The sequence below is a fragment of the Leifsonia sp. EB34 genome (genome assembly GCF_041260585.1).
Taxonomy (GTDB): domain Bacteria; phylum Actinomycetota; class Actinomycetes; order Actinomycetales; family Microbacteriaceae; genus Leifsonia.
Genome location: NZ_JBGCCV010000001.1, coordinates 866,438 through 891,451, shown reverse-complemented (window position 1 = coordinate 891,451; position 25,014 = coordinate 866,438). Strand labels below are relative to the sequence as shown.

General features: G+C 71.2%; 25 protein-coding genes. 15 read left to right on the top strand and 10 right to left on the bottom strand.

Annotated elements, in window-relative coordinates; translation table 11 throughout:
* Positions 1 to 67 precede the first annotated feature (67 nt).
* Positions 68 to 619 (top strand): N-acetyltransferase family protein, encoded by a 552-nt coding sequence (locus ABIA36_RS04225; RefSeq protein ID WP_369961018.1) that lies wholly within the window; start codon positions 68 to 70, stop codon positions 617 to 619.
* Here ABIA36_RS04225 and ABIA36_RS04220 read toward each other — a convergent pair.
* The gene (locus ABIA36_RS04220; protein ID WP_369961017.1) at positions 600 to 1,571 is read right to left on the bottom strand and encodes an NADP-dependent oxidoreductase; all 972 of its coding nucleotides are present in this window, start codon (positions 1,569 to 1,571) and stop codon (positions 600 to 602) included. The two genes, ABIA36_RS04225 and ABIA36_RS04220, sit on opposite strands and share 20 nt — an antisense overlap.
* A gap of 203 nt (positions 1,572 to 1,774) precedes the next feature.
* On the opposite strand from ABIA36_RS04220, the gene ABIA36_RS04215 reads away from it, so the two are divergent.
* Positions 1,775 to 2,530 (top strand): DUF998 domain-containing protein, encoded by a 756-nt coding sequence (locus ABIA36_RS04215; RefSeq protein ID WP_369961016.1) that lies wholly within the window; start codon positions 1,775 to 1,777, stop codon positions 2,528 to 2,530.
* Here ABIA36_RS04215 and ABIA36_RS04210 read toward each other — a convergent pair.
* From ABIA36_RS04210 to ABIA36_RS04190, 5 genes are all read right to left on the bottom strand, one after another.
* Positions 2,509 to 3,270, bottom strand: coding sequence for a YqaJ viral recombinase family protein (locus ABIA36_RS04210; RefSeq protein ID WP_369961014.1), 762 nt, complete (start codon positions 3,268 to 3,270; stop codon positions 2,509 to 2,511). The genes ABIA36_RS04215 and ABIA36_RS04210 overlap by 22 nt on opposite strands.
* Positions 3,271 to 3,344: 74 nt before the next feature.
* Positions 3,345 to 4,388 (bottom strand): Gfo/Idh/MocA family protein, encoded by a 1,044-nt coding sequence (locus tag ABIA36_RS04205; protein ID WP_369961013.1) that lies wholly within the window; start codon positions 4,386 to 4,388, stop codon positions 3,345 to 3,347.
* A gap of 84 nt (positions 4,389 to 4,472) precedes the next feature.
* Positions 4,473 to 5,219: a ThuA domain-containing protein gene (locus tag ABIA36_RS04200; protein WP_369961012.1), complete on the bottom strand. Its 747-nt coding sequence runs from the start codon at positions 5,217 to 5,219 to the stop codon at positions 4,473 to 4,475.
* Between the two features lie 2 nt (positions 5,220 to 5,221).
* Complete coding sequence (locus tag ABIA36_RS04195; protein ID WP_369961011.1) at positions 5,222 to 6,370, bottom strand: Gfo/Idh/MocA family protein; 1,149 nt, start codon at positions 6,368 to 6,370, stop codon at positions 5,222 to 5,224.
* 113 nt (positions 6,371 to 6,483) lie between these two features.
* Positions 6,484 to 7,665 carry an ROK family protein gene (locus ABIA36_RS04190; RefSeq protein ID WP_369961010.1) on the bottom strand — a complete coding sequence of 394 codons (1,182 nt, stop codon included), beginning with the start codon at positions 7,663 to 7,665 and terminating at the stop codon, positions 6,484 to 6,486.
* 150 nt (positions 7,666 to 7,815) lie between these two features.
* Here ABIA36_RS04190 and ABIA36_RS04185 point away from each other — a divergent pair, with 150 nt between their 5' ends.
* From ABIA36_RS04185 to ABIA36_RS04165, 5 genes are read left to right on the top strand one after another with little or no spacing between them, the layout of a single operon-like run.
* Positions 7,816 to 8,562 (top strand): sugar phosphate isomerase/epimerase family protein, encoded by a 747-nt coding sequence (locus ABIA36_RS04185; RefSeq protein WP_369961009.1) that lies wholly within the window; start codon positions 7,816 to 7,818, stop codon positions 8,560 to 8,562.
* Entirely contained in the window at positions 8,559 to 9,659 is a 1,101-nt protein-coding gene (locus ABIA36_RS04180; RefSeq protein ID WP_369961008.1) for a Gfo/Idh/MocA family protein, read from the top strand. Before ABIA36_RS04185 ends, ABIA36_RS04180 begins: the two co-directional genes overlap by 4 nt.
* A gap of 30 nt (positions 9,660 to 9,689) precedes the next feature.
* Entirely contained in the window at positions 9,690 to 10,817 is a 1,128-nt protein-coding gene (locus ABIA36_RS04175) for a Gfo/Idh/MocA family protein (protein ID WP_369961007.1), read from the top strand.
* Positions 10,817 to 11,845 (top strand): sugar phosphate isomerase/epimerase family protein, encoded by a 1,029-nt coding sequence (locus ABIA36_RS04170; protein WP_369961006.1) that lies wholly within the window; start codon positions 10,817 to 10,819, stop codon positions 11,843 to 11,845. Before ABIA36_RS04175 ends, ABIA36_RS04170 begins: the two co-directional genes overlap by 1 nt.
* Positions 11,846 to 11,875: 30 nt before the next feature.
* Positions 11,876 to 12,463, top strand: coding sequence for a pentapeptide repeat-containing protein (locus ABIA36_RS04165; protein WP_369961005.1), 588 nt, complete (start codon positions 11,876 to 11,878; stop codon positions 12,461 to 12,463).
* A gap of 79 nt (positions 12,464 to 12,542) precedes the next feature.
* Here ABIA36_RS04165 and ABIA36_RS04160 read toward each other — a convergent pair whose 3' ends face one another.
* The 3 genes from ABIA36_RS04160 to ABIA36_RS04150 form a co-directional block, all read right to left on the bottom strand.
* Positions 12,543 to 13,769: an MFS transporter gene (locus ABIA36_RS04160; protein ID WP_369961004.1), complete on the bottom strand. Its 1,227-nt coding sequence runs from the start codon at positions 13,767 to 13,769 to the stop codon at positions 12,543 to 12,545.
* A 223-nt stretch (positions 13,770 to 13,992) separates the two neighbouring features.
* A complete protein-coding gene (locus tag ABIA36_RS04155) occupies positions 13,993 to 14,664 on the bottom strand; it encodes an ABC transporter ATP-binding protein (protein WP_369961003.1) in 672 nt (223 codons plus the stop codon).
* A 29-nt stretch (positions 14,665 to 14,693) separates the two neighbouring features.
* Positions 14,694 to 16,280: an ABC transporter permease gene (locus ABIA36_RS04150; RefSeq protein WP_369961002.1), complete on the bottom strand. Its 1,587-nt coding sequence runs from the start codon at positions 16,278 to 16,280 to the stop codon at positions 14,694 to 14,696.
* Positions 16,281 to 16,475: 195 nt separating this feature from the next.
* On the opposite strand from ABIA36_RS04150, the gene ABIA36_RS04145 reads away from it, so the two are divergent.
* From ABIA36_RS04145 to ABIA36_RS04120, 6 genes are all read left to right on the top strand, one after another.
* Positions 16,476 to 17,246: a response regulator transcription factor gene (locus ABIA36_RS04145; RefSeq protein WP_369961001.1), complete on the top strand. Its 771-nt coding sequence runs from the start codon at positions 16,476 to 16,478 to the stop codon at positions 17,244 to 17,246.
* On the top strand, positions 17,243 to 18,931 hold the full coding sequence (locus ABIA36_RS04140) for a sensor histidine kinase (RefSeq protein ID WP_369961000.1): 1,689 nt from the start codon (positions 17,243 to 17,245) through the stop codon (positions 18,929 to 18,931). Before ABIA36_RS04145 ends, ABIA36_RS04140 begins: the two co-directional genes overlap by 4 nt.
* On the top strand, positions 18,928 to 19,764 hold the full coding sequence (locus tag ABIA36_RS04135; RefSeq protein ID WP_369960999.1) for an alpha/beta fold hydrolase: 837 nt from the start codon (positions 18,928 to 18,930) through the stop codon (positions 19,762 to 19,764). Before ABIA36_RS04140 ends, ABIA36_RS04135 begins: the two co-directional genes overlap by 4 nt.
* Before the next feature lie 199 nt (positions 19,765 to 19,963).
* Complete coding sequence (rplJ, locus tag ABIA36_RS04130) at positions 19,964 to 20,479, top strand: 50S ribosomal protein L10 (RefSeq protein ID WP_369960998.1); 516 nt, start codon at positions 19,964 to 19,966, stop codon at positions 20,477 to 20,479.
* Between the two features lie 53 nt (positions 20,480 to 20,532).
* Entirely contained in the window at positions 20,533 to 20,922 is a 390-nt protein-coding gene (gene rplL / locus ABIA36_RS04125; protein ID WP_369960997.1) for a 50S ribosomal protein L7/L12, read from the top strand.
* Between the two features lie 113 nt (positions 20,923 to 21,035).
* Positions 21,036 to 21,719 carry a class I SAM-dependent methyltransferase gene (locus tag ABIA36_RS04120; protein WP_369960996.1) on the top strand — a complete coding sequence of 228 codons (684 nt, stop codon included), beginning with the start codon at positions 21,036 to 21,038 and terminating at the stop codon, positions 21,717 to 21,719.
* On the opposite strand, the gene ABIA36_RS04115 is transcribed toward ABIA36_RS04120, so the two are convergent.
* Positions 21,671 to 23,122, bottom strand: a complete 1,452-nt coding sequence (locus ABIA36_RS04115; RefSeq protein WP_369960995.1) for an amino acid permease — start codon at positions 23,120 to 23,122, stop codon at positions 21,671 to 21,673. The two genes, ABIA36_RS04120 and ABIA36_RS04115, sit on opposite strands and share 49 nt — an antisense overlap.
* Before the next feature lie 77 nt (positions 23,123 to 23,199).
* Between ABIA36_RS04115 and ABIA36_RS04110 the strand changes: the two genes are divergently transcribed.
* A complete protein-coding gene (locus ABIA36_RS04110; RefSeq protein ID WP_369960994.1) occupies positions 23,200 to 23,682 on the top strand; it encodes a MarR family winged helix-turn-helix transcriptional regulator in 483 nt (160 codons plus the stop codon).
* Positions 23,683 to 23,741: 59 nt separating this feature from the next.
* Positions 23,742 to 24,980, top strand: coding sequence for an MFS transporter (locus ABIA36_RS04105; RefSeq protein WP_369960993.1), 1,239 nt, complete (start codon positions 23,742 to 23,744; stop codon positions 24,978 to 24,980).
* Positions 24,981 to 25,014 lie beyond the last annotated feature (34 nt).

Below are 25,014 nucleotides of genomic sequence, written 5' to 3'. Positions count from 1 at the left end.
ACCGCTTACGCGGTGACCGGCCCGTCGTCGTCTGCTCTGCGGAGCGGGGGATGGCTACGCTGAGGGGATGACCGTCGTGATCCGTCCCGCGACCGCCGCCGACGCGCCGGCCCTCTCGGCCGTCGCCGCCGTGACCTTCCCGCTCGCGTGCCCGCCGCACACCACGGAAGAGGCCAAGGCCGCCTTCGTCGCGACCGTGCTGTCGGCGGAGCGGTTCGGCGAGTACACGACCGACCCCGCGCGCCGGGTGCTCGTCGCGGAGGATGCCGACGGCGCTGTCATCGGCTACACGATGGTGAACCTCGGCGAGCCGGCCGACGCCGACGTGCAGGCCGCGGTGCGGGTGCGTCCGACCGCCGAGCTCAGCAAGTGCTACGTCCTCCCCGGTCATCACGGCGCGGGCGTCGCCGGCCGGCTGATGGCGGCCAGCCTGGCGGTGGCGGCGGAGGCCGGGGCCGCGGGCATCTGGCTCGGCGTCAACGAGGAGAACGCGCGCGCCCAGCGCTTCTACGGCAAGCACGGCTTCGAGCGCGTCGGCTCCAAGCGCTTCCTGGTCGGGGACCGGCTGGAGGACGACTGGGTGATGGAGCGCGAGCTGGTCAGCCTTCCGCGACCTTGAGCACGATCGCACCCTTGGTGTGCGCGTGCTCGAGCGCACGGTGGGCCTCCGCGACCTCGTCCAGCGGGAAGATCCGGTCGACGTGCACGCGCACGCTCCCGGACTCCAGGAGGCGGGCGATGACGGCCAGTGTGCTCCCGTCCGGCGCGCCGGTGTAGCCGGTCGTGCGCACTCCCGCGGCGCCGGCGGCCTCGGCCAGCCCGGGGTCGATACCGGCGGGGACGTGCAGCACGAGCAGGCCGCCCGGCCGGATGAGCGCGAGCGCGCGGGTGGGGCGCTCGCCTTCCGGGGCCGGGTCGATCACGACGTCGACGGTGTCGCCGAGCCCGGTGGGGTCGTACCCGGTGGCGTCCTCGTCCACCACCTCGGCGGCGCCCAGCGAGCGCAGCCAGGCGTGATTCGCGCTCGGCGTCGTGGCGATCACGTGGGCGCCGAAGTACGCGGCGAACTGGATCGCGAAATGCCCGACGGCGCCGGTGCCGGCGTGCACGAGCACACGCTGGCCCTCGTGCGCCTTCGCCAGCTCCACCACCATGCCCCATGCGGTCAGCGCGGCGTGCGGGGCCGCGGCGGCCTCGATGTGGGAGAGCGTCGCCGGCTTGCGCACGAGGCTCACGCTCGGCACCGAGACGTACTCCGCGTAGCTGCCGCCGAAGCGGGGGACCATCACCATCCCGAACACCTCGTCGCCCGGGCGGAGCGGATGCGCGGCGAAAGGCGACTCCACGACCACCCCGCTGAAGTCGTGGCCGAGCACGGCCGGGAAGCTGTGGATGGCGCCGAACGCGCCGCTGCCCGAGCGCGTGGAGGCGTCGAGCGGGTTGACGCCCGCCGCGACGACCTTGACCAGGAACTCCGCATTCACCCGGTCGGGCGTCGGGGCCTCCCCGATTCGGAGGGCGGTCGGGTCGCCCGCCGCGTCGAGCAACGCGGCGCGCATCGTGTTCGGCATTCGTGATCCCCTCGTCGCGTCGCCGCGAGCGGTGCGGCTGCACCCAGTCAAACGCGCGGAGGTCTCGTGGGTGTTTCGGGCGGGTCACCGCGTGTGAACAGTCTGTTTCCCGATCCGCTCAGGGTGCGTCGGCCCGGCTCAGGACGTTCGCAGGGATGCGCCGGTTAGAATCCCTCGACCCGAATCATCCCCGAGGAGCACCTGTGCGACGACTGCTGCGTATCGTGCGCCAGCCGTTCGCCCTGCCCGTGCTCGCGGGCGGCTGGCAGCGGGTCGTCCCCGTCCTGCTGGCGATCGGGACCGTGTGCGTCCTCAGCGGTCTGACGATCATCTGGGCCGCTCGGCTCACCGTGCCGTACCCGGTCTACGTGAGCGAGCTCGGCGCGGTCGGTGCTCCCACCGCGTTCCCGTTCAAGGTCGCGCTGCTGCTCATCGCCGCGGGCGGCTTCTCCGTCGCGCTGGCGAGCGGGCACGTGCGGTCGTCCGTGCGCGCGTTGAACCGATGGGCTCCGGCCGCCAGCCTCGGCTTCGCGGCGCTGTGCTTCGTCCTGGCCTCCCAGGTCACCTGCACGGCCTACTGCCCGGTGCCGCTGGTCGATCCGGCGTCCACCCTCCAGGACCTCGTGCACACCGTCTCGGCCGTGGTCGGCTTCGCGGCGGCGTGCTTCGCGATGCTGCAGGTCGCGTTCGCCACCGGCCTGCCCCGCGTCGCGCGGATCTCGCTGGCGAGCTGCGTCGCGGTCGCCGTCATCACGATCGTCGGCGGGATGCTCGCGCTCGTGCACGTCGCGACCGACATCGGTGCGTGGCTGGAGCTCGTCGGAACCACGGTCGCGATCGCGTGGATGGCGGCGTACGCCCTCGCGCTGGCGCGGACCCCCGCCGGAGACCGCGGGTCGCTGGACGCGCCGGAGCTCGCGGAGACCGACTCGTCGGATCAGGAGGCGATCGTCGGCTGAGCCTGAGCCTGAGCCTGCGCCTGAGCATGAACCTGGGCGACCGGCCGGGCCGTCGCCTCCCGCAGCAGGTCGATCAGGTCGCCGGCCAGCGTCACGAGGCGGGCGATCTCCCCCTCATCGCGGTCGACCCACTGGCACTGCGGCTCGTCGTGGATCGGCACGAACCGGTCGTGCTGCTCCCACACGAACAGCGTCCGCTCGGCGCCGAGGACGTACTGCTGCCACCAGATCTGCCGGAGGTAGTGGCGCGGGATGCTGTTGAACGGCTTGTTCGTGGTCTTGATCTCGGCGAGCTCGAGCCGGCCGCCGGTGCGCAAGACCACGCCGTCGGGCGTCGCGAGGTGGCGCCGGTCGCGCTCTGCGTGGAAGAGCAGGTCGGAGGGCTGGATGCCGTGGGTCGCGGCCACCCAAGCGGCGATCTCCGGCTCCCGGCTGCGGCCGTGCTGGGTGAAGACGTTTCCCGAGAAGCCGGAGCCGTTGAGCTTGTCGTAGACGGCCGCGCGCAGCGACTGGGGCGTCGAAAGCTTGGCGACGTCGGTCGCGGTGATCCCGCGGCTGCGGGCGCGCAGCCAGCCGACGCGGTCGCTGGACGAGGCGACGACCCTGGCCAGGTGCCCGGTCGCTCCGGGGACGGCGGGGACGACCGGTCGGGGGGCCGGGGCCGAGGAGCTGGGCCCGAGGTCCGCCAGCACGCCCGGCCGGTAGAGGTCGGCGGTGCGGGTGGCGGAACGGTCGAACACGTCATCCATTCTGCCTGGGACGGCGGACTCCCGCTGTCAGCCCACGCCCGCTTTGCCGCCCCGGGGTGCCTCGCTCAGCCCACGCCCGCGGCGCCGAGCTGGCGGCGCGCCTCGTCGATGGTGGCGAGCGTCGACACGGCCTCGTCCAGCGAGTGCAGCGGCGACTCGGTGCGTCCCTCCGCGATGTAGCGGGCGAGCGCGGCGGCTTCGTACGACATCCCCTGGCGGTAGGGCCGGCCGTACGGGTCGCGCCACTCGGCGGAGACCCGGCCGTCGGAGCCCACGACGCGGAGCCCGCTCGGACCCCAGAACGGGCTGTCCAACTCGATCCGTCCGTCCGTGCCGCTAATGGTCGCGAGCGACGGTGTGCCGGCGCGCAGGCCCGTGCTGAGCAGCGCCTGGCCGCCGCGGGCCGAGCTGAGGATGAGCGCGACCTGCTCGTCCACGCCGGTCGGGGCCAGAGTGCCGGTCGCGATGATCCCGGCGGGAGCGCCGAGCGCGAACGACGCCCACGACACGACGTAGACCCCGAGGTCGAGGAGGGCGCCGCCGGCCAGCTCGGGATTCCACAGCCGCCCGGCCGGGTCGAAGGGGGCGTTCCCGCCGAAGTCGGCGGTGACCACGCGCACCTCGCCGAGCGCGCCGGCGTCGAGGAGCTGGCGGACGATGTCGGTCTGCGGGAGGTAGCGGGTCCACATCGCCTCCATGGCGAAGACGCCGGCCTCCCTGGCTGCCGCGGCGATCCGCCTGGCCTGGTCCGCGTTCGCGGCGAGCGGCTTCTCGACCAGGACGTGCTTGCCCGCCGCGATCGCGAGGAGGGCGTGCTCCAGGTGCTCGCTGTGCGGTGTCGCCACGTAGACGACGTCCACCTCCGGGTCCGCGACCAGCGCCTCGTACGAGTCGTACGCGCGCTCGACGCCGTGCGCGGCAGCGAACGCGGCGGCCCGCTCGGCCGACCGCGACCCGCAGGCCACCATCCGCTGCGTCGTGTGCACGTGCAGCGCGTCCGTGAAGTCGGCCGCGATCCCGCCAGGCCCGATCACGCCCCAGCGCAGTGCGGGCGCGTCGGCCGGGTCCGGAAAGCGGGGCGAAGGGAGGACGCTGAGTTCGCTGGCCATGGCACTAGTCTGCCGGTCGAACGAACTGGCAGGACACGCCGCCTCGCACGATGCGGAGGCGGCGTGTCCTGCCAGGTGGATGGGTCAGACCGGCTGCGGGTTCGAGACCTCGGGGGCCTGGCGCGCGCCCGCGACGGGCGCGGCCCAGCGCACGCCGTTCGCGAGGACGCGGCGGACCTGCGGGTGGAAGTACACCGGGTACTCCTGGTCGCCGGGCGAGAAGTAGAAGATCTTGCCGCGGCCGCGGGTGAACGTCACGCCGGAGCGGAAGACCTCCCCACCGGTGAACGAGCTGATGAACACCAGGTCGTCCGGCGTCGGGATGTCGAAGAACTCCCCGTACATCTCCTGCGCCTCGATCACGATGGGCTGGTCGACGCCCGCCGCGATCGGGTGGGTGGGGTTCACGTTCCAGACCAGCTCGCGCTCGCCACCCTCCGGGTTGCGCCAGCGCAACGAGCAGGTGGTGCCGAGCATGCGGATGAAGATCTTCGAGAAGTGCCCGGAGTGCAGCACGATGAGGCCCATCCCGCCGAGCACGTGCTGCCGCACGCGCTCCACGACCTCGTCGGAGACCTGGTCGTGGGCGATGTGCCCCCACCAGAGCAGCACGTCGGTCTCGGCGAGCTGCTGCTCGCTCAGGCCGTGCTCGGGGTCGGCGAGGGTCGCCGTGCGCACGACGACCTCCTCGCCGAGGAGCTCGGTGAGGCCGGCGGCGATGGCGCCGTGGATGCCCTCCGGGTAGATCGCGGCGATGTCGGGCTGGGTGGCCTCGTGGACGCCCTCGTTCCAGACGGTGACGCGCAGCGGGGTCGAGTTCTGGGCGGTCATGCTCATGCCTCCTGGGTCTCGGTAGCGGATGCGGTCGTGTCGGTGTCCCCGTCGAGGCCGGCCGTCGCCGGGCTCAGGCGCACCTCGGCGCCGATGCGGGCCGACTCGTACGCCGCGTCGATGACACGCGCGCGGTCGAGGGCGAGGGAGCCGTCCCAGTGCGACCAGTTCGCCTCGTCGGCGACGTGCTCCAGGAACGTCTCCACCACCGCGAGGTGGCCGCGGCCGGCGTCGGCCTTCACCGCGACGTCCTCGACCTCCTCGCCCTCGCCGGTGAAGATGGTCAGCTCGCCCGCGGGCGCGTAGTCGACGACGCGGAGGTCGGCGCCGCCCTCGGTGCCGTACAGCGTGATGCCGAACTCGTCGCCGGCTGGGCGGTAGGCGGCCCAGCTCGTCTCGAGCACGATGGACCCGCCGCCCTCCAGGCGCAGCAGCAGGCTGGCCAGGTCCTCCACCTCGTAGGCGGAGCCGACATGCTGCTTGTCGCTCTTCGCTCCGCCGCGGCCGCGCGCGCCGAGCTCGGAGTGGGTGACGGCGGAGACCGCGGTGACCTGCGGCTCGCCGAACAGGTGCAGCGCGTAGTCGAGCACGTGCACGCCGATGTCGATCAGCGGTCCGCCGCCGGCCATCTCGCGGTTGGTGAACCAGCTCCCGAGGGCCGGGATGCCCGCGCGGCGCAGCCAGATCGCCCGCGCGTGGTAGGGCCGCCCGATCTGGCCCGCGTCGATCGCGGCCTTCAGCGCCTCGATGTCGCCGCGGCGGCGGTGGTTGAACGCGACCTCCAGCACGCGGCCGGAGCGGTGCGCGGCGTCGACCATCGTCTGCGCCTCGGCGGCGGTGCGGGCGATCGGCTTCTCGCTGAGCACGTGGATGCCGGCCTCCAGCGCTCCCACGGCGATGGGGGCGTGCAGGAAGGTGGGGACGGCGACGCTCACGACGTCGAGGTCGCCGTCGGCGACGAGGTCGCGCCAGTCGCTGTAGCGGCGGGTCACGCCGTACTTCTCGCCGAGCTCGGCGCGGGGACCGTCCTCCATGCCGGCGATGGCGACGAGCTCGACGCCGGGGAGGTCGGAGTAGGCGGCCATGTGCTGCTGGCCGGCCCAGCCGAGGCCGACGACGCCGGCGCGGAGCGGGGTGGATGCGGTGGTCACTGCGGTCCTTTCGAGGGGTGATGGTGTGGGGCGGATCGGGCGCCCGGTGGATCGAATCGATTCGACGTTCCCGGGCTGCGGAAGTTGACGGTGGACGGTGGGCCGGTGGCGGCTCAGCGGGGCAGGGGACGGGAGGCGGCGCCGAGGGTGGCCTGGATGACCATGATGGCCGCCCCGATGGCGCCGCCGGTCTCGCCGGAGCGCGACTCGGTGATCGTGAGGTGCTGGGTGGCGAGCGGGGTCGAGCGCTGGTAGACGACCTCCCGCACGCCGGCGAGGAGCTGCTCGCCGACCCGGGAGAGGCTGCCGCCGACGACGACGAGCGACGGGTTCAGGAGGTTGACGCAGGTCGCGAGGACTTCGCCGAGGTCGCGGCCGGCCTGGCGGATGGCCTGCAGCACCTCGGCGTTGCCGGTGCGGGCGAGCGCCACGACGTCGTCGCTGGTCTCGGCGGGGATGCCCGCGGCGGTGAGCGCCCGCGCGATGGCCGGCCCGCTGGCGAGGGCCTCCAGGTCGGCGTCGCGGGCGCCGTGGCTCGGGGTTTCGCTGGTGAACGGCACGCGCACGTGGCCGAGGTCGCCCGCCGAGCCCTGCGCGCCGCGCTGCAGGCGGCCTCCGCTGATGATGCCGGCCCCGATGCCGGTGGCGACCTTGACGAAGAGCAGCTCGGACTGGTCGGGCCACGCGAGGGCGTGCTCGCCGAGGGCCAGGAGGTTCACGTCGTTGTCGACCAGCACGGGCACGTCGAAGACGCGGCGCACGTAGGCCGGGATGTCGAAGCGGTCCCAGCCCGGCATGATCGGCGGGTTGACCGGGAGGCCCGTCGAGTGCTCGACCGGCCCCGGCACGCCGACGCCCACGCCCACCAGGTCGCCGAGCGGGCGGGCGGTCGCGGCGTACAGCCGCTCGGCGGTCTCCAGCGCCCAGTCGAGCACGGCCTCCGGTCCGTCGGCGATGCTGAGCCGGCGGGACTCGCTGCTCGTGATCGTCCCGGCGAGGTCGGCCAGCGCGACGACGCCGTGGGTGGCGCCGAGGTCGACGGCGAGCACCACGCGCGAGTCGGGGTTGAACCGGATGCGCGCGGGCGGCCGGCCTCCCGTCGACACGTTGTCGCCGGCGGGGGCGACCAGTCCGGTGTCGGTGAGTGCGTCGATGCGCACCGCGATGGTGGAGCGGGCGAGACCGGTGAGCTCCGCGAGCTGCGCGCGGGTGCGCGGAACGCCGTCGCGCAGGATCGCCAGGAGGTCCGAGGCGTCGCCGGCGACGATGCCGGACGCCCGGGCACTGTCGGTCATGCAGGTATTGAACCACAGGGCTGGTCGACGGTCCAAAGCCCGACGGCGATGCGGCGACTTTTGATTGACAATCGGCAGAAGTCTCGCTTGAATGGGGAGGGCGCCAGCTCGCGCGCCGCCATCCCCAGCACAACTCGACGAGGAGAACCAGTGTCGACGTCAAACCTCTCCGTGCAGCTCTACACGGTCCGTGAGCTCCTGACCGAGGACACGGTCGGGACCCTCCGCCGGATCGCCGACATCGGATTCACCCAGGTCGAGCCGTTCGGCTTCCTCGACTTCGCGGACGGCCTCCGCCAGGGCTTCGCCGAGACCGGGCTCACCGCGCCCACCACACACCAGGGCTTCATCGGCCGCGACGACCTCGACACGGTGTTCGCCGCCGCCGCCGAGCTCGGCATCCAGACGGTCATCGACCCGCACGTGCCCGCCGAGCGCTGGCAGAGCGCCGAGGACGTGGAGGCCACCGCTGCGGCCCTCAACGCCGCCGCCCAGGTCGCCGCGAAGCACGGCGTGCGCGTCGGCTACCACAACCACGCCCACGAGCTGGAGAGCACCATCGAGGGCGCCACCGCGCTCGAGTACTTCGCGAGCAAGCTCGCGCCCGAGGTCGTGCTGGAGGTCGACACCTACTGGGTGATCGTCGGCGGCAAGGACCCGGTGGAGCTGCTCACGAAGCTCGGCGACCGCGTCGTCGCCCTGCACATCAAGGACGGCCCCGGCACCACCGAGACCAAGGATCAGGTCGCCGTCGGCCAGGGCTCCGTGCCCGTCGCCGACATCATCGCGGCCGCTCCGAACGCCCTGCGCGTCATCGAGCTCGACGACTCCCGCGGCGACCGCTTCCAAGCCGTCGCCGACAGCTACGCCTTCCTCACCTCGGAGGCCTTCGCGTGACCGGCACCGGAAAGGTCGGCGTCGGCCTCATCGGCGCCGGCGTCATCAGCAACCAGTACCTCGAGAACCTCACCGCGTTCCCCGACCTCGATGTGCGCTTCGTCGCCGACATCGACCTGGACCGCGCCAAGGCCCAGGCCGAGAAGTTCGGCGTCCCCGGCTCGGGCACGGTGGAGGAGCTGCTGGCGGACGACACCATCGAGATCGTCGTCAACCTCACCATCCCCAAGGTGCACGTCGAGGTGGCGCTGCAGGCGCTCGCCGCCGGCAAGCACGTGTGGAGCGAGAAGCCGTTCGCGCTCGACCGCGCCAGTGGTGTGGCGCTCCTGGAGGCCGCCCACCAGAAGGGCCTGCGCGTCGCCACGGCGCCCGACACCTTCCTCGGCGCCGGTATCCAGTCCGCCAGGCGCATGGTGGAGAACGGCGGCATCGGCGCCCCGCTGACCGCTCTGACCCTCATGCAGAGTGCCGGCCCCGAGTCGTGGCACCCGAACCCGGACTTCCTGTTCCAGGAGGGCGCCGGCCCGCTGTTCGACATCGGCCCGTACTACCTCACCGCGCTGGTGCAGCTCTTCGGCCCGGTCAAGCGCGTGAGCGCCATCGCCTCCAAGGCGAAGGAGTCGCGCGTGATCGGCTCCGGCCCGCGCGCCGGCGAGTCGTTCCAGGTCACCGTGCCGACGCACGTGAGCGCGCTGTACGAGTTCGAGAGCGGCCAGACCGCGCAGTCGATCTTCAGCTTCGACTCCAAGCTCGGCCGCACCCAGTTCGAGGTCGCGGGCCTGGAGGCGACGCTCGTCGTCCCGGACCCGAACACCTTCGAGGGCGACCTCCTGGTGCACGGTGCGGACGGCGTCGAGACGCTGCCCTCGACCGGCACCACCAGCGGCCGCGGCATCGGTGTCGTGGAGCTGGCCCGGGCGATCCGCGCCGGCGTCCCCGAGCGCGCCTCGGGCGAGCAGGCCTTCCACGTCCTCGACGTGATGGTCGCGACCATCGAGGCCGGCGAGTCCGGAGCCCCGGTGGACGTCACGAGCACCGTCACGGTCGCCCCGGCACTGCCGGAGGACTGGGACCCGCGCGCGGCGACCCTGGCCTGATCCTCGGCATCGACGGACGAACGGAGCAGCGTGAGCAACGAGTCGGGTGGACTGAGCCGGCGGGACGAGAGCACGGCCGGAGCGCGGCTGCGGGTGGCGATCGTCGGCGGCGGCTTCATGGCGGAGGTGCACTCCCGCGCCGCGCGCGCCGCGCGCGCCGAATTGGCGGGCATCGTCTCGTCCTCCCCTGAGCGCTCGGCCGCCGCGGCCGAGCGCCTCGGGATCGGCCGGGCGTACGGCTCGCTGGAGGAGGTGCTCGCCGACGACACGATCGACGTCGTCCACGTGACGACGCCGAACGCGCTGCACGCCTCGCAGGCCGCTGCGGTGCTCGCCTCCGGCAAGGACGTCGTGTGCGAGAAGCCGCTGGCGACCACCGTCGGTGACGCGGAGGCGCTGGTCGCCGCCGCGGCCGGGCGCACGGCGACCGTGCCGTTCGTCTACCGTTTCCACCCGATGGTCCGGGAGGCCCGGGCCCGCTTCGCCTCCGGCGCCGCGGGTCACGTGCTCACCGTGAACGCCTCCTACCTCCAGGACTGGCTGCTGGCCTCCGGCGACGACAACTGGCGCGTCGACTCCGAGCAGGGCGGCCGCTCCCGCGCGTTCGCCGACATCGGCTCGCACCTGGTCGACCTCGTGGAGTTCGTCAGCGGCGACCGGGTGGCGCGCCTGTCGGCCAAGAAGCGCACGGTTTTCGCCGAGCGCGCCTCCCACGCCGGCATCACGACCGAGGACGCCGCCGCGGTCGTCATCGAGACCGAGTCGGGCGCCATCGGCACCCTGCTCGTGTCGCAGGTGGCGCCCGGCCGCAAGAACCGGCTGTGGCTGGAGATCGCGGGCAGCGCCGAGAGCGTGGCCTTCGACCAGGAGCAGCCGGAGACGCTGTGGGTGGGCCGCCGTTCCGGCAGCCTCCTCGTCCCGCGCGACGCCGACCAGCTCAGCGCCGACGCCGCGCGGCTCTGCGTGGTGCCGTCCGGGCACCCGCAGGGCTACCAGGACGCGTTCAACGCGTTCGTCGCCGACAGCTACGCCGCGGTCGCGGGGGAGACCCCCGACGGACTGCCGCGCTTCGAGGACGGCCTGCGCGCCGTCCGGATCACCGACGCCGTGATCGACTCCGCCGAGTCGGGCACCTGGATCGAGATGGGAACCAACTGATGACTGACGTCGAGTCGGGGCGCACGCACCCGGTCACCCTGTTCACCGGCCAGTGGGCCGACCTCACGCTGGAGGAGGTGGCGAAGCACGCCTCCGAGTGGGGCTACGACGGCCTGGAGATCGCCTGCTCGGGCGAGCACCTCGACGTCTGGCGCGCCGCGGAGGACGACGCGTACCTCCAGGGGCGCCTCGACATCCTCGACAAGTACGGCCTGAAGGTCTGGGCCATCTCCAACCACCTCAAGGGCCAGGCCGTCTGCGACGACCCGATCGACTTCCGCCACCAGGCGATCGTCGGCTCGAAGGTGTGGGGCGACGGCGACCCGGAGGGCGTCCGCCAGCGCGCCGCGGAGGAGCTGAAGCTCACCGCGAAGGTCGCCCGCAAGCTCGGCGTGGACACCGTCGTCGGCTTCACCGGCTCCAGCATCTGGCCGTACGTCGCCCAGTTCCCGCCGGTCCCCGCCTCCGTCATCGACGCCGGTTACCAGGACTTCGCCGACCGCTGGAACCCGATCCTCGACGTGTTCGACGGCGAGGGCGTGCGGTTCGCGCACGAGGTGCACCCGTCCGAGATCGCGTACGACTACTGGACGAGCGTCCGCTCCCTGGAGGCCATCGACCACCGCGAGGCGTTCGGCTTCAACTGGGACCCGTCGCACATGATGTGGCAGGACATCGACCCGGTGGGCTTCATCGTGGACTTCAAGGACCGCATCTACCACGTCGACTGCAAGGACACCCGCCTTCGGCCGAAGTCCGGCCGCGCCGGCGTGCTCGGCTCGCACTTGCCCTGGGGCGACCCGCGCCGCGGCTGGGACTTCGTCTCGACCGGGCACGGCGACGTGCCGTGGGAGGACTCGTTCCGCGCTCTGGAGTCGATCGGATACACCGGCCCGATCTCCGTCGAGTGGGAGGACGCCGGGATGGACCGCCTGCACGGCGCCGCGGAGGCCGTCGGGTTCATCCGCTCACTGCTGTGGAAGCTGCCGACGGCGTCCTTCGACGCGGCGTTCAGCAACCAGGACTGAGGCCGGAGCGCCCCGCTAGGCTCACCCCCCGTGGACATCATCCGTGGCGAGGACTGGTACGGCCGCGACCTCGACCGCCTCGAGTTCGATGGCGTCGAGTTCATCGACCTCGACCTGACGGAGGTGCGCTCGACGGGCGCCACGTTCACCGCGTGTACGTTCCGCAAGGTCCGCTTCAACGTGAGCGAGCACACCGACAGCGCGTTCGTGAACTGCACGTTCATCGGCTGCAACTTCTTCGACGCGACGTTCCGGCGGTGCAAGCTCACCGGCAGCAGCTTCAGCGGATGCGAGTTCGCGCTGCTGAAGGTCGAGGGCGGCAACTGGTCGTTCGTCGACCTCGGCCGCGCCGAGCTGCGCGGGGTCGACTTCACGGGCGTCAAACTGCGGGAGGCCGACCTCGGCCGGGCGCGCTGCGCCGAGGCGACCTTCGCCGGCTGCGACCTGTCGGCGGCGACGCTCGCCGGCACCGACTTCTCCGCGGCGAACCTCGTCGGCAGCGACCTAACGGGCGTCGACCCGGCCGACGTCGGCCTCCGCGGCGCCACCATCGATCAGCGCCAGGCCGTCCTCCTCGCCGAGGCCGCCGGAATGACGGTCGTCGCGACCCCGAACTGAGGCCACGACATTCGTGACGAATGCCTAAACCGAAGCCTTGCCTGGTGAAACGGTCACACACCGATGACGACGTCCATTTTCACGCAGCCCTTTCCGCAACGACTGCACGTCGTGTGAAGAGCCAGGGAACGGCTGACCCCGCAAGCAGGAGGGCGGAGACGCCGAACGCCCACCCGAATCCCGCGTGGTCGCTGATGGCCCCTGCAGCGAGCGGACCGATGACCATGCCACAGTCGAGGGCCATGCTGGAAATGGCCAACACCCGGCCTCCGCTTCGGTCGCGCCCGATGACGTCCGCGACAGCGGCCTGCTGCGCCGGGTTCAGGACGCCTGCGCCGATGCCGGCGACGACCGACCAGATGCACAACATCACGATTGATGGGCTGAGCCCGATCAGAAGCTGAGCGAGTCCGCCGACAACGAGCCCGATGATGACCAGCGGCTTTCGTCCGACTCGGTCTGAGAGCGCGCCGGCGGCGTAGAGCGTCAGCGTGTTTCCGAGCGCGAACGCGCCCATCGCGAGCCCCGCAGCGAACGGTCCCGAGTGCAGGGTCGAGACGACCAGCAGCGGGATAAGGGTGGGTCGGGCTCCGATGTTCGCCCAGCCTGTGGCGAACGAAGAGCCGAGACTCGACACGTACCGGCGGTCCTTGAAAGCTTCCCGAAGCAGCATCGGCGGGGCTTTGCTCGTGCCATTCGTCCGGTGCCCATGCACGTTCCGGACACAGATCAGAATCACCAACGCACACGCCAGCAACAGGAGACCGTAGAGGACGAATGGCAAGCGCGCTCCGAAGCCGGCGAGGAGGCCGCCAACGACGGGACCGACGAAGTCGCCTAAAAAGAGCGATGACGTGAGAATGCCGACGGCGCGACCGCGAATCTCTTCCGGTGCAACGCGGATAAGCAGCGCACCCGCGGCGACGTTGAACATGACTGACCCAATGCCGCCAACGCTCCTGAACGCCAGCAGCTCCCCGTACGATGCGGCAAAGGCGGTGGTCAGTGTGGACGCCGCCAGCACGACGAGACCGGTCATGTAGACGGTGCGCTCGCCCCACCGTTCGATGAGGATGCCTGCCACCGGCGCGAACGCAATCCTTGCTACGGCGTACAAGCTCACGACGAGCGCGGCGCCGGTATTCGTGACTCCGAACGACACGGCGTAATGGGGCAATACGGGGGCGATCAGTCCGAAGCCCAGGGATACGAAGAACGACACTGCGATGAGCACCCAGAGCGCGAAGGGGATGGATGCCTTCGGCTCATCGGCCGAACGAGAACTCGTCCGTGAATCTACGGTCACGGAAATTCCTTTCGTTGCGCGGGCCGCACGCACCGCACAGCGCCCCAAACAATATCGGGGCGGCACGTCCGCAATCAACAATTTGCAATGGCGTTGCCAAAAATCCTAAATCTTCCTGTTACATTTCTTGGCTTTCTCCAGCCGGAGCGGGAACGGGCCGCAAACACATCGGCGCCCGCCCCCGGTGTCGCGGGGACGGGCGCCGAAGCGGTCGCGGTGTGCGCTACGCGACCTCGTTGACCTGGCCGTGCTTGATGTGGAGGCGGCGCTGGGCGCGCTTGGCCACCGCGGAGTCGTGCGTGACGACGATGACGGTGAGGCCGCGGTCGCGCCACAGGCCCTCCAGGAGGTCCATGATCTCGTCGCGGGTCTCCTCGTCCAGGTTGCCGGTGGGCTCGTCGGCCAGCAGCACGTCCGGGTTCTTGACCAGGGCGCGGGCGATCGCGACGCGCTGCTGCTGGCCTCCCGACAGCTCGGACGGGAGGTGGCTGCCGCGGTCGGCCAGGCCCACCGAGGCGAGTGCCTCGGCGGCGCGGCGCTTGCGCTCCTCCGCGCTGACCTTGAGCGGTGCGAGCGCGGTCTCCACGTTCTCCTGGGCCGTCAGGGTCGGGATCAGGTTGAAGCCCTGGAAGACGAAGCCGATCTCGTTGGCGCGGATGCCGGTGAGCTTGTGGTCGCCGAGCTTCGACAGGCTCGCCGGGCCGAGCTCCACCGAGCCGGTCGTCGGCCGGTCGAGCGCGCCGAGCATCTGCAGCAGCGTCGACTTGCCTCCGCCGGTCGGACCCTGGATGGCGACGAGCTGGCCGTCCGGGATCTCCAGGGTGACGTCGTCGAGGGCGACGACCTCGCGGCTGGACTGGCGGTACTTCTTGGTGACGTTCGTGAGGGTGTACACGACTGCTCCTTCTTGTGGTCTGGGGCGGCTCAGGCGACCGAGCGCAGGGCGGCGGCGGGACGGAGACGGGAGGCGCGCCAGCCGCCGATCGCACCGGCGAGGAGACCGCCGAGGATGGCGAGCGCCACCGCGCCGACGATGATCCACACCGTGATCGGGGCGTGCAGGGCGATGTCGGCCGTGGTCTGGGAGGCGGCCCGGCGGACGCCGGCGAACGCGCCGCCGCCTCCGGTCCCGCCGCCGCCGAAGCCGCCGCCCCCGCCGAAGCCGCCGCCACCGCCGCCGAAGCCGCCGCCGCCCGCTCCTCCGGTGCCGACCCCACCGGTGCCCCGACCGGCGGCATTGGCGAAGCCGGAGCCGATGCCGCCGGTCAGAGTCGGGGAGATGATGTTGACGACCCACACGCCGAGGAGTCCGACGGCGACGCCGATGATGCCGCCGATGAGGCCCTGCACGATCGACTCGCCGGCGACCTGGCCGGTGATGCGGCGGTTGGACCAGCCGATCGCCTTCAGGGTGCCGAACTCGCGGGTGCGGCGGGTGACGCCGGAGATGGTGAAGAGGATGGCGATGAGGAACGCCGCCGCCAGCACGATCACCGAGAGCCAGGTGCCGAGGTTGGCGATGAGCTGGCCGGCGCTGCCGAGCGAGCCGGAGACGCTGGAGGCCAGGTCGGCCTGGTCGCTGACGGTCGCGCCGGGGAGGGCCTTGGTCAGGTCGGCCTTGATCTGGTCGATGTCGCTCGACGACGCGGCGGTGATATACACCGAGGAGATCTTGGAGGCCTGTCCCGAGAGCGTCTGCGCGACTCCGAGCGGGATGTACGCGTTCGCGGCGGTGGTGGAGTCCGCCCCGGTGGCGGAGACGATGCCGATGACCTTGAAGTCGGTTCCGCCGATGGTGACGGTGTCGCCGACGGCCTTGCTCGCGCTCTTGGCGTAGGCGGCGTCAAGGACCACCACGTCGGCGGACTTGTCGGCCGCGGTGAACGTGCGGCCGCCGGCCAGCGTCACGGACGAGAGCGGTCCGACCGACTTGCCGGCCGGGTCCAGGCCCATCACCGAGAAGGAGTCGACGGTGAACGAGCTGCCGCCCGCGCCGTCAGCGCCGCCGGTGGGCGCCGGCGTGGTCGCGGCGGAGCCGCCGGCCGCCTGGCGCTGCTCGCGGAGCTGCTGGAAGTTCGGGAGGGTGCCGTTGAAGCTGGTGTTGGTCAGCGAGAGCACCGCGGCCGCGGCCTGCACGTTCTGGACCTTCTTGGCCGTGGTCAGCGTGGAGGCGTCCATCACGGTGGCGCCGCGGGTGGGGGCCAGACGGGAGGTGTGCACCTGGCGGCCGGAGCCGGTGTCGGTCCCGGAGTTGGCGCCGAAGTCGAAGCGGGGGCCGCCGCCGGCGCCCTGCTGGCCGGTCGCGTTCTGCGCGGTGGCCGGCTCCGTGACGGTGATGTCGGTGCCGACGCCGTAGACGGACTGCAGCACGCTCGCCTGCGCGTCCTTCACACCGGCGGATACCGCGTTGACGATGATGACGAGCGCGATCGCGAGCGCCATGCCGATCGCGATGATGACCGTCTGCTTGCGGCGGTTGAGGAGCTCGCGCCGCAGGTATGTCCCGAACATTGGCTTCCATATCTCTGGGGAGGAAAGAGTGATTCAGGAGGAAGCTAGGGAAAGCGGTTTGCGGAGCACTATGGCATGGCTATGGATCTGCCGTGTGCCGCTTAGGGAGTTCACATCCGCCGCCGCGACGCCGGACCACTGACTCTCAGAACTCCCATAGGTTTCACCAAGACGCCGCCGATTCCGCTCCTCATAATGGGAAAGGTGACCATCAATGCCCGAGCCGCGTCCGGCACCTCCAGCCAGCCCCGTACCCTCCTGCGCCGAGCCGACGGCAGCTCGATCCGCGTCCTCGTCGTCGACGACGAGGCCACGCTGACCGATCTGCTCGCGATGGCGCTGCACTACGAGGACTGGGAGGTGAAGACCGCGTCCAACGGGCAGCAGGCCCTGCAGCTCTCCCGCGAGTTCAAGCCGGACGTCGTCGTGCTGGACATCATGCTGCCGGACATCGACGGCCTCCAGGTGCTGTCCCGGATGCGCGCCGACGGCAACGAGGCGCCCGTCCTGTTCCTCACCGCCAAGGACGCCCTGGACGACCGGATCGCGGGGCTCACGGCCGGCGGCGACGACTACGTCACCAAGCCGTTCAGCCTCGAGGAGCTCGTCGCCCGCCTCCGCGGCCTGCTGCGCCGGTCACGCGCAGCCGTCGCCGACCAGGGCGACCCGGTGCTGATCGTGGGCGACCTCGTGCTGGACGAGGACAGCTACGAGGTGCACCGCGACGGCGACCCGATCCAGCTCACCGCCACCGAGTTCGAGCTGCTGCGCTTCCTGATGCGCAACCCGCGGCGCGTGCTCAGCAAGGCGCAGATCCTGGACCGGGTCTGGTCGTACGACTTCGGCGGCTCCTCCAGCGTGGTCGAGCTCTACATCTCCTACCTGCGCAAGAAGATCGACGCCGGCCGCCCCCCGATGATCCACACCGTGCGCGGCGCCGGCTACATGGTGAAGGCCGCGCAATGACCGCTGCCCGCTCTGCGGGCGCCCCGACCTCCGGCCGTGAGCGCGCCCGGCGCCTCGGCCTCCGTCCGTTCCGCACCTGGACGCTGCGCAGCCGCGTGGTGCTGGTCGTCGTGGCCATGCTCGCGGTGCTCGGCACGGTGATCGGCACGATCAGCGTGCTCGCGCTGCAGAACTACCTCGTGGAGCGGCTGGACCAGCAGCTCACGAGCGCGCTCCTCCGCGGGCAGCACACCGCCGACCGCATCAATGCGGGCGGCCCGACCATTCCGGAGGCGCAGGGCGTCGTGACGACTCCCGGTCAGCCGACCGGCACGCTCGGAGCGGTGCGGAGCTCGACCGGCGGCCTGCTGTTCCCGCCGGTGATCCTGTCCGACCGGTCGTCGGCCTCGACGGACCAGCCGCTCGGGCCGAAGCAGGTCCCGATCAACGGCGCCGCGCTGCTCACGGTGCCCGCCGACTCCCAGCCGCGCACCGTCGACCTCGGCGCGTCCCTCGGTTCCTACCGGATCGCCGCCGCCCAGTTGGAGAACGGCGACAGCGTGATCATCGGCCTGCCGCTCAGCGAGGTGAACGCCACCACGCAGCAGCTCACGATCGTGATCGCGCTGGTCACCCTCGCGGGCCTGATCTTCGCCTTCCTCATCGCCAGCTTCGTCGTGCGCCTCGCCATGAGACCGCTCGCGCGCGTCACGGACACGGCCGAGCAGGTGGCGCACATGCCGCTCGACCGCGGCGACGTCGCCCTGTCCGTGCGCGTCCCCGAGGCCGACACCGACACGCACACCGAGGTCGGCAAGGTCGGCACAGCGCTCAACCGGATGCTCGGCCATGTCGCCTCCGCGCTGACCGCCCGGCAGGCGAGCGAGCAGAAGGTGCGCCAGTTCGTCGCCGACGCCAGCCACGAGCTCCGGACGCCGCTGGCCTCGATCCGCGGCTACGCCGAGCTCACCCGGCGCTCGCCGCACGAGCTGCCGCAGGACGTCACCCGCTCCCTCGGCCGCATCGAGTCGGAGGCCACCCGGATGACCTCGCTGGTCGAGGACCTCCTGCTGCTGGCGCGCCTCGACGAGGGCCGTGAGCTCGACCGCGACCCGGTGGACCTCTCCCTACTGCTGATCGACGCCGTCAGCGACGCGCACGCCGCCGGCCCCGACCACACCTGGCGCATCGAACTGCCCGAGGAGCCGGTGGAGGTGCTGGGCGACGCTCCACGCCTCCACCAGGTGGTGATGAACCTGCTCGCGAACGCGCGCGTCCACACACCGGAGGGCACCACGGTGGTCGCCGCGCTCGCCGTGGACGCCGCCACGCAGGAGGCCGTGGTCACCGTCTCCGACGACGGCCCCGGCATCCCGGAGACCCTCAGGGAGACGTTGTTCGAGCGCTTCGCCCGCGGCGACAGCAGCCGCAACCGGGCGACCGGATCGACCGGGCTCGGCCTGGCGATCGTCTCCGCGGTGGTGGAGGCCCACCGCGGCACGGTCACGGTGGCCAGCGAGCCGGGCAGCACGGTGTTCACGGTCCGGTTGCCGCTGGCCGTGGCGGCCGCCGCTCCGTCCGGGTCGCGCGCGGTGTTCGAGGAGGCTGCGCCGACACCCGAGCGCGCGCCGGAGTCCGAGCTCGCCCCGGACCCCGAGGTCGCTCCTGAGCCTGAGACCGCACCAGAGGGAGCGGACCGGGAGTGACCGGAACCGTCCTGCCCACGGTCGCCTACGGCGACCCCGCCGCCCCGCCCCTGGTGTTCCTGCGCGGCCTGCCCTCCGAGCCCGGCCGCGCCCGGGGCCTGGACGCGCTCACCGAGCGCGTCATCGTGAGCGGCCCCGCGCGCACGCACCGCGTGCACGCCGTCGGCCGGCCGGCGCGCCTCGAGCCCGGCGCCACGATGGCGGAGGTCGCCGACCTCTACGCCGCGATGCTGCGCAGCCGGTTCCGCGCGCCCGCGGCGATCATGGGGGTGTCGACGGGTGCGAGCATCGCCCTCCAGCTCGCCGTCGACCATCCCGATGTGGTGGGCTCCCTCGTCGTCGCGGCGGGGGCCGCGACGCTCGGCGCGAACGGCCGGGCCGCCCAGCGCCGCTACGCCGACCTCCTGAGCACGGGTGAGCCGGGCGCGACGTCCGAGCTCGCGCTCGCGACGATGGACTCCCCGCTGCTGGCCCCGGCCGTCCGGCTGGTGACCCGGCTGCTGCCCGGCCCAGCCGACCGGGACGGGCTGCGCGCCCTCGTGGAGGCCGAGGACGGCTTCGACGTGCGCGACCGGTTGTCGCGCGTCTCGGTTCCCGCACTTGTCGTCTCGGGCGGCCGCGACTTCTTCTATCCGCTGGCGCTCGCGGCGGAGACCGTCCGCGGGCTCCCGCGCGCCTCGCACGTGGTCTACCAGAACCGCTCGCACGCGGGCGTCGCCCTGCATCCGCGGTTCGGGCGGGACGTGGGGGACTTCCTGCGTGCCCACCGCGCAGCGCCCGACGAGCACGGGGCAGCGGATTTGCGTGCGACACGACCCATCCCGTACCCTTGACGGAGCCGAAGACCGCTGGTCGACATGTTCGCATGTCGAGAAGTTCCACTCAGGTGGGCGCCCGCGCAGGTGTGTGAAGTGATTCCCGCAGTTTCCTGCGAGTCGAGCTCCGTGCGTCTGCGCCGGAGCTTTTTTCTTTGCCCGCGGTCGAGGCGCACATCGTTTCCGCGGTGTGCGAGAAGACAACCGAGGAGTAGCCATGGCGAACAAGGAAGCCACGGTCGCCGAGCTCGAAGGACTGTTCGAGAGCTCGACCGCCGTTCTGCTGACCGAGTACCGCGGTCTCACTGTTGCTCAGCTCAAGACGCTGCGCAAGTCCATCAGTGAGCACGCGACGTACGCCGTGGTGAAGAACACGCTGACCAAGATCGCGGCCAACAACCAGGGAATCTCGTCGTTCGACGAGGAACTGGTCGGGCCGTCCGCGATCGCGTTCGTGCACGGCGACCCTGTCGCCGTCGCGAAGGCACTTCGTGACTTCACCAAGGCAAACCCTCTGCTGGTGGTCAAGGGCGGTTACTTCGACGGTAACCCGCTGACCGCAGAAGAGGTAGGCAAGCTCGCCGACCTCGAGTCCCGTGAGGTTCTGCTGGCCAAGCTGGCCGGCGCCTTCAAGGCCTCGCTGTTCGGAGCCGCATATCTGTTCAACGCACCGCTGTCGAAGGCCGTTCGCACGGTCGACGCGCTGCGTGAGAAGCAGGAGTCCGCTGCGTAAGGTCCGCAAGGATCCCGCAGCGGTGAGTCACCACACACACTAAGGAGAAAATCATGGCAAAGCTGTCGACTGACGAGCTGCTCGACGCGTTCAAGGAGCTCACGCTCATCGAGCTCAGCGAGTTCGTCAAGAAGTTCGAGGAGACCTTCGAGGTCACCGCCGCCGCCCCCGTCGCCGTGGCCGCCCCGGCCGCCGGTGGTGCGGGCGCCGCCGCCGAAGAGGTCGAGGAGAAGGACTCGTTCGACGTCGTCCTCGAGGCCGCCGGTGACAAGAAGATCCAGGTCATCAAGGAGGTGCGCGCCCTCACCAGCCTCGGCCTCGGTGAGGCGAAGGCTCTCGTTGACGGCGCGCCGAGCACCGTGCTCGAGGGTGCCAACAAGGAGGCCGCCGAGAAGGCGAAGGCTCAGCTCGAAGAGGCTGGCGCCACCATCACCCTCAAGTAGTCGACGCCCCATCGGGGCTTCTTCTACCGCTGGCTGAGACAGCCACGCGACTGACGAAACGCCCCCGTCCCTCCACGGACGGGGGCGTTTCGCCGTCCGCTAGGGTCGGTCGGGTGGACAGTGAGCAGGAGGCGCGCGTCGCCTACGACCTGGTGGCCGAGGATTACGCCAAACTGCTGGCGGGCGAGCTGGAGAAGCTGCCGCTCGAGCGGGCGCTTCTCACCGCGTTCGCCGAGCAGGTCGCGGGCGGCGGCGGGGGAGCGGTGGCCGACATCGGCTGCGGTCCGGGCCGTGTCTCCGGGTTCCTCGCCGGCATCGGGGTCGACGTGCGCGGCGTGGACCTCTCGCCCGGCATGATCGACGTCGCGCGGCGCGACCACCCCGGCATCCCGTTCGAGGTGGCGTCGATGGCGGCACTCCCGTTCCGCGACGGCGAGCTCGCCGGCGCCCTGGCCTGGTATTCGATCATCCACATCCCGCAGGGCCGGCAGGACGCCGTGTTCGCCGAGTTCGCCCGCGTCGTCCGGCCGGGAGGTCGGCTGCTACTGGCGTTCCAGGTGAGCGAGGGCGGCGACGAGGACGTGGTGCGCCTGCGGCAGGCGTACGGCCACGAGCTCGACCTCCGCACCCGCCGTCAGTCGCCCGCACGCGTGAAGAAGCGGCTGGCCGCGGCCGGGTTCGAGCTTGTCGCCGAGCTGACCCGCGAGCGCATCGCGCCGGAGAAGTCGCGGCAGGCTTTCCTGCTGGCTCAGCGCACCGTGGACTCCTCGGCGGCAGAGGCGGCAGCGGCCTCCTGAGCCGCGTGCGCCCGCACCCGGCCGCGGACCAGATACCAGCCCACGACGAACAGTGGCACCATGACCACGACGGCCGCGCCGAACGTGATCGTGCCCGTCGGCCAGTCGAACAGGATGAGCAGCGCGACGGTGGCGAGGAAGCCCAGCGTGAGATAGCTCGTGTACGGTGCCCCCGGCATCCGGAACGACGGCCTCGTCAGCCGGCCGGCCCGGGCGAGGGACCGCAGCCTGAGCTGGCAGATCACGATGACCCCCCAGGCCCACAGCATCGCGAGGGAGGTCAGGTTGATCCCGATCTCGAACGCGTCGCCCGGCATGACCAGGTTCAGGCCGACGCCGACGAGAGCGACGGCGCCCGTGATGAGGATGCCGCCGTAGGGGACGCCGCCCTTGTTCATCCGCAGCGCGAACCGCGGCGCCGCACCGCGCAGGGCCAGCGACCGGGCGATCCGCCCGGTCGAGTAGAGCCCGGCGTTGAGCGATGAGAGCGCCGCGGTCAGGACGACGAGGTTCATGATCGCGTCGGCTCCGTCGACGCCGATCGAGGAGAAGAACGTGACGAACGGACTCTCGTCCTTCTTGTAGGCGGTGTACGGCAGGAGCAGGGAGAGCAGCAGCACCGAGCCCACGTAGAACAACAGGATCCGCACCAGGATGGTGTTGATCGCGCGCGGCATCGTCTTCTGCGGGTCCTCCGTCTCGCCGGCGGCGGTGCCGATGAGCTCGATCGCCCCGTAGGCGAAGAGGACGCCAGGGACGACGAGGACGAGCGGCATCAGCCCGGTGGGGAAGAGCCCGCCGTGGTCGGCGAGCAGCGCGAAGCCCGGCGTGCGGCCGTCGACGGGAGTGCCCCACACCACGAAGGCGATCCCGATCACCAGGAACGCGACGAGCGCGACCACCTTGATCAGGGCGAACCAGAACTCCAGCTCGCCGAACACCTTCACCGACAGCAGGTTGAGCAGCAGCACCACCGTCAGGGCGAGCAACGCGAACACCCACTGCGGGATCTCGGCCAGCACGGGGACGTACTTGCCGAAGAAGTGCATGTAGAGGGCGACGGCCGTCACGTCGACGATGCCGATCATGCCCCAGTACATCCAGTACATCCAGCCGGTCACGAAGGCGAGCTTCTCGCCGAAGAACTCGCGCGCGTACGAGACGAATGACCCGGAGTCCGGGCGGTGCAGGATCAGCTCTCCGAGCGCCCGCAGGATGAGGTAGGCGAAGATGCCGCAGATCGCGTACACGACGAGGAGGCCGGGACCGCCGGAGTTGAGGCGGCCACCGGCCCCGAGGAAGAGTCCTGTTCCGATCGCGCCGCCGATGGCGATCATCTGGATGTGCCTGCGCTTGAGGCCCTTGTGGTAGGTGCCGTCGCCGGCCGGGTCGGGGGAGGTCATCCGGCGATTCAATCAGGTGATGTGTGAGATTCTGACGCGGCTTGATTTACATAGGCAAGCTATATATAATGGAGGCCGTGACCGAAACACTGCACACCCCGCTCGACACCGCCCAGCTCCGCCACACCCTCGGCGACCTCGTCGTCGCGAGCCATCGCCTCGCCCGGCTGGCCGCGCGCGTCACGGGCAGCACCGAGTCCCCGGCGACCTGGCGCACCCTCAGCGTGCTGCAGTCGGTCGGCGCGATGCGGCTTGGCGAGCTCGCGTCCCAGAGCCGGGTCTCCCAGCCGACGATGACCAAGCTGGTGCGCAACCTGGTGGACTCGGAGTGGGTCAAGCGCATCGCCGACGTCGACGACGCCCGCGCCTGGCAGATCGCGATCACCCCGAAGGGCGCCGCGGCGCTCCAGGACTGGCGGGACACCCTCTCCGCCGCCCTCGTGCCGATGTTCGCCGACCTCCGCGACGACGAGCTGGCCGCCATGCAGGCCACCGTCGAGATCATCGCGTCCCGCGTCGACCTGTCCGCAGCGACTTCGGCCGCCGTCGACGGCCGCTGAGGTATTCACCCCACCTTTCACTCTTCTCGCTCCACAGACTCAGGAGGCCTCACCCGTCCATGTCCCATCAGAAGCCCGACAACATCCTCAAGCAGCCGACCGCCGTCTGGGCCGTCGCGTTCGCGTCGGTCATCGCCTTCATGGGCATCGGCCTCGTCGACCCGATCCTCCCGGCCATCGCCGCGAGCCTGCAGGCGACCCCGACGCAGACCGAGATGCTCTTCACGAGCTACCTGCTGATCACGGGTGTGGCGATGTTCTTCACGAGCTGGATCTCCAGCCGCATCGGCGCCAAGCGCACCCTGCTGATCGGCCTGGCGCTGATCGTGGTGTTCGCGCTCGCGGCGGGGCTGTCGCAGAACGTGTGGTCGATCATCGGCTTCCGCGCCGGCTGGGGTCTCGGTAACGCCCTCTTCATCTCGACGGCGCTCGCGACCATCGTCGGCGCCGCGGCGGGCGGGACCTCGGCGGCGATCATCCTCTACGAGGCCGCGCTCGGCCTGGGCATCGCCATCGGCCCGCTGCTCGGCGGCCTGCTCGGGAGCTGGAGCTGGCGCGGGCCGTTCTTCGGCACCGCCACGCTGATGGCCATCGGTTTCATCGCCATCGTGGTGATGCTCAAGAAGAACCCGGAGAAGCCCGTCCCGACGAAACTCTCCGCCCCGTTCCGCGCCCTCGGCCGGCCGGCGCTCGGCTTCCTCGCCGCGGCCGCGCTGTTCTACAACATCGGCTTCTTCGTCCTGCTGGCGTACACGCCGTTCGCGCTGGCCGACCTCGGCGTCAAGGACGCGATCACCCTCGGCCTGATCTTCTTCGGCTGGGGCGTCGCGCTCGCGATCACCTCGGTCTGGGTCGCGCCGCTGCTCACGTCCCGGCTGCCGCGGACCCGCGTGCTCTGGCTCATCATGCCGCTGCTGGCGCTCGATCTCGCCGCCGCCGGCCTGCTGGTGGGCTCGCTGGTCGCGCTGATCGTCTGCGTGATCGTCGGCGGTCTGCTGCTCGGCATCCTGAACACCGTGCTGACCGAGTGCGTGATGGAGGCCACCGACCTGCCGCGCTCGGTCGCGTCGAGCGCGTACTCCGGCGTCCGCTTCCTCGGCGGCGCGATCGCCCCGCCGGCCGCCACGCTGCTGGCCGGCCTGTTCGCCCGGTCCACCCCGTTCTACGCCGGCGCGATCTCGGTCCTGATCGCCGCCGCCCTGGTGATGCTCGGCCACAAACACCTCAAGCGCGTCGACGGCCCGCACGAGACGCTGGAGCAGGAGGCCGAAGTGCTCGCTCTCGCCGACGCGGACTGATCGAGCCGCGCCGCCTGAGCGCGTCGCCCGAGCC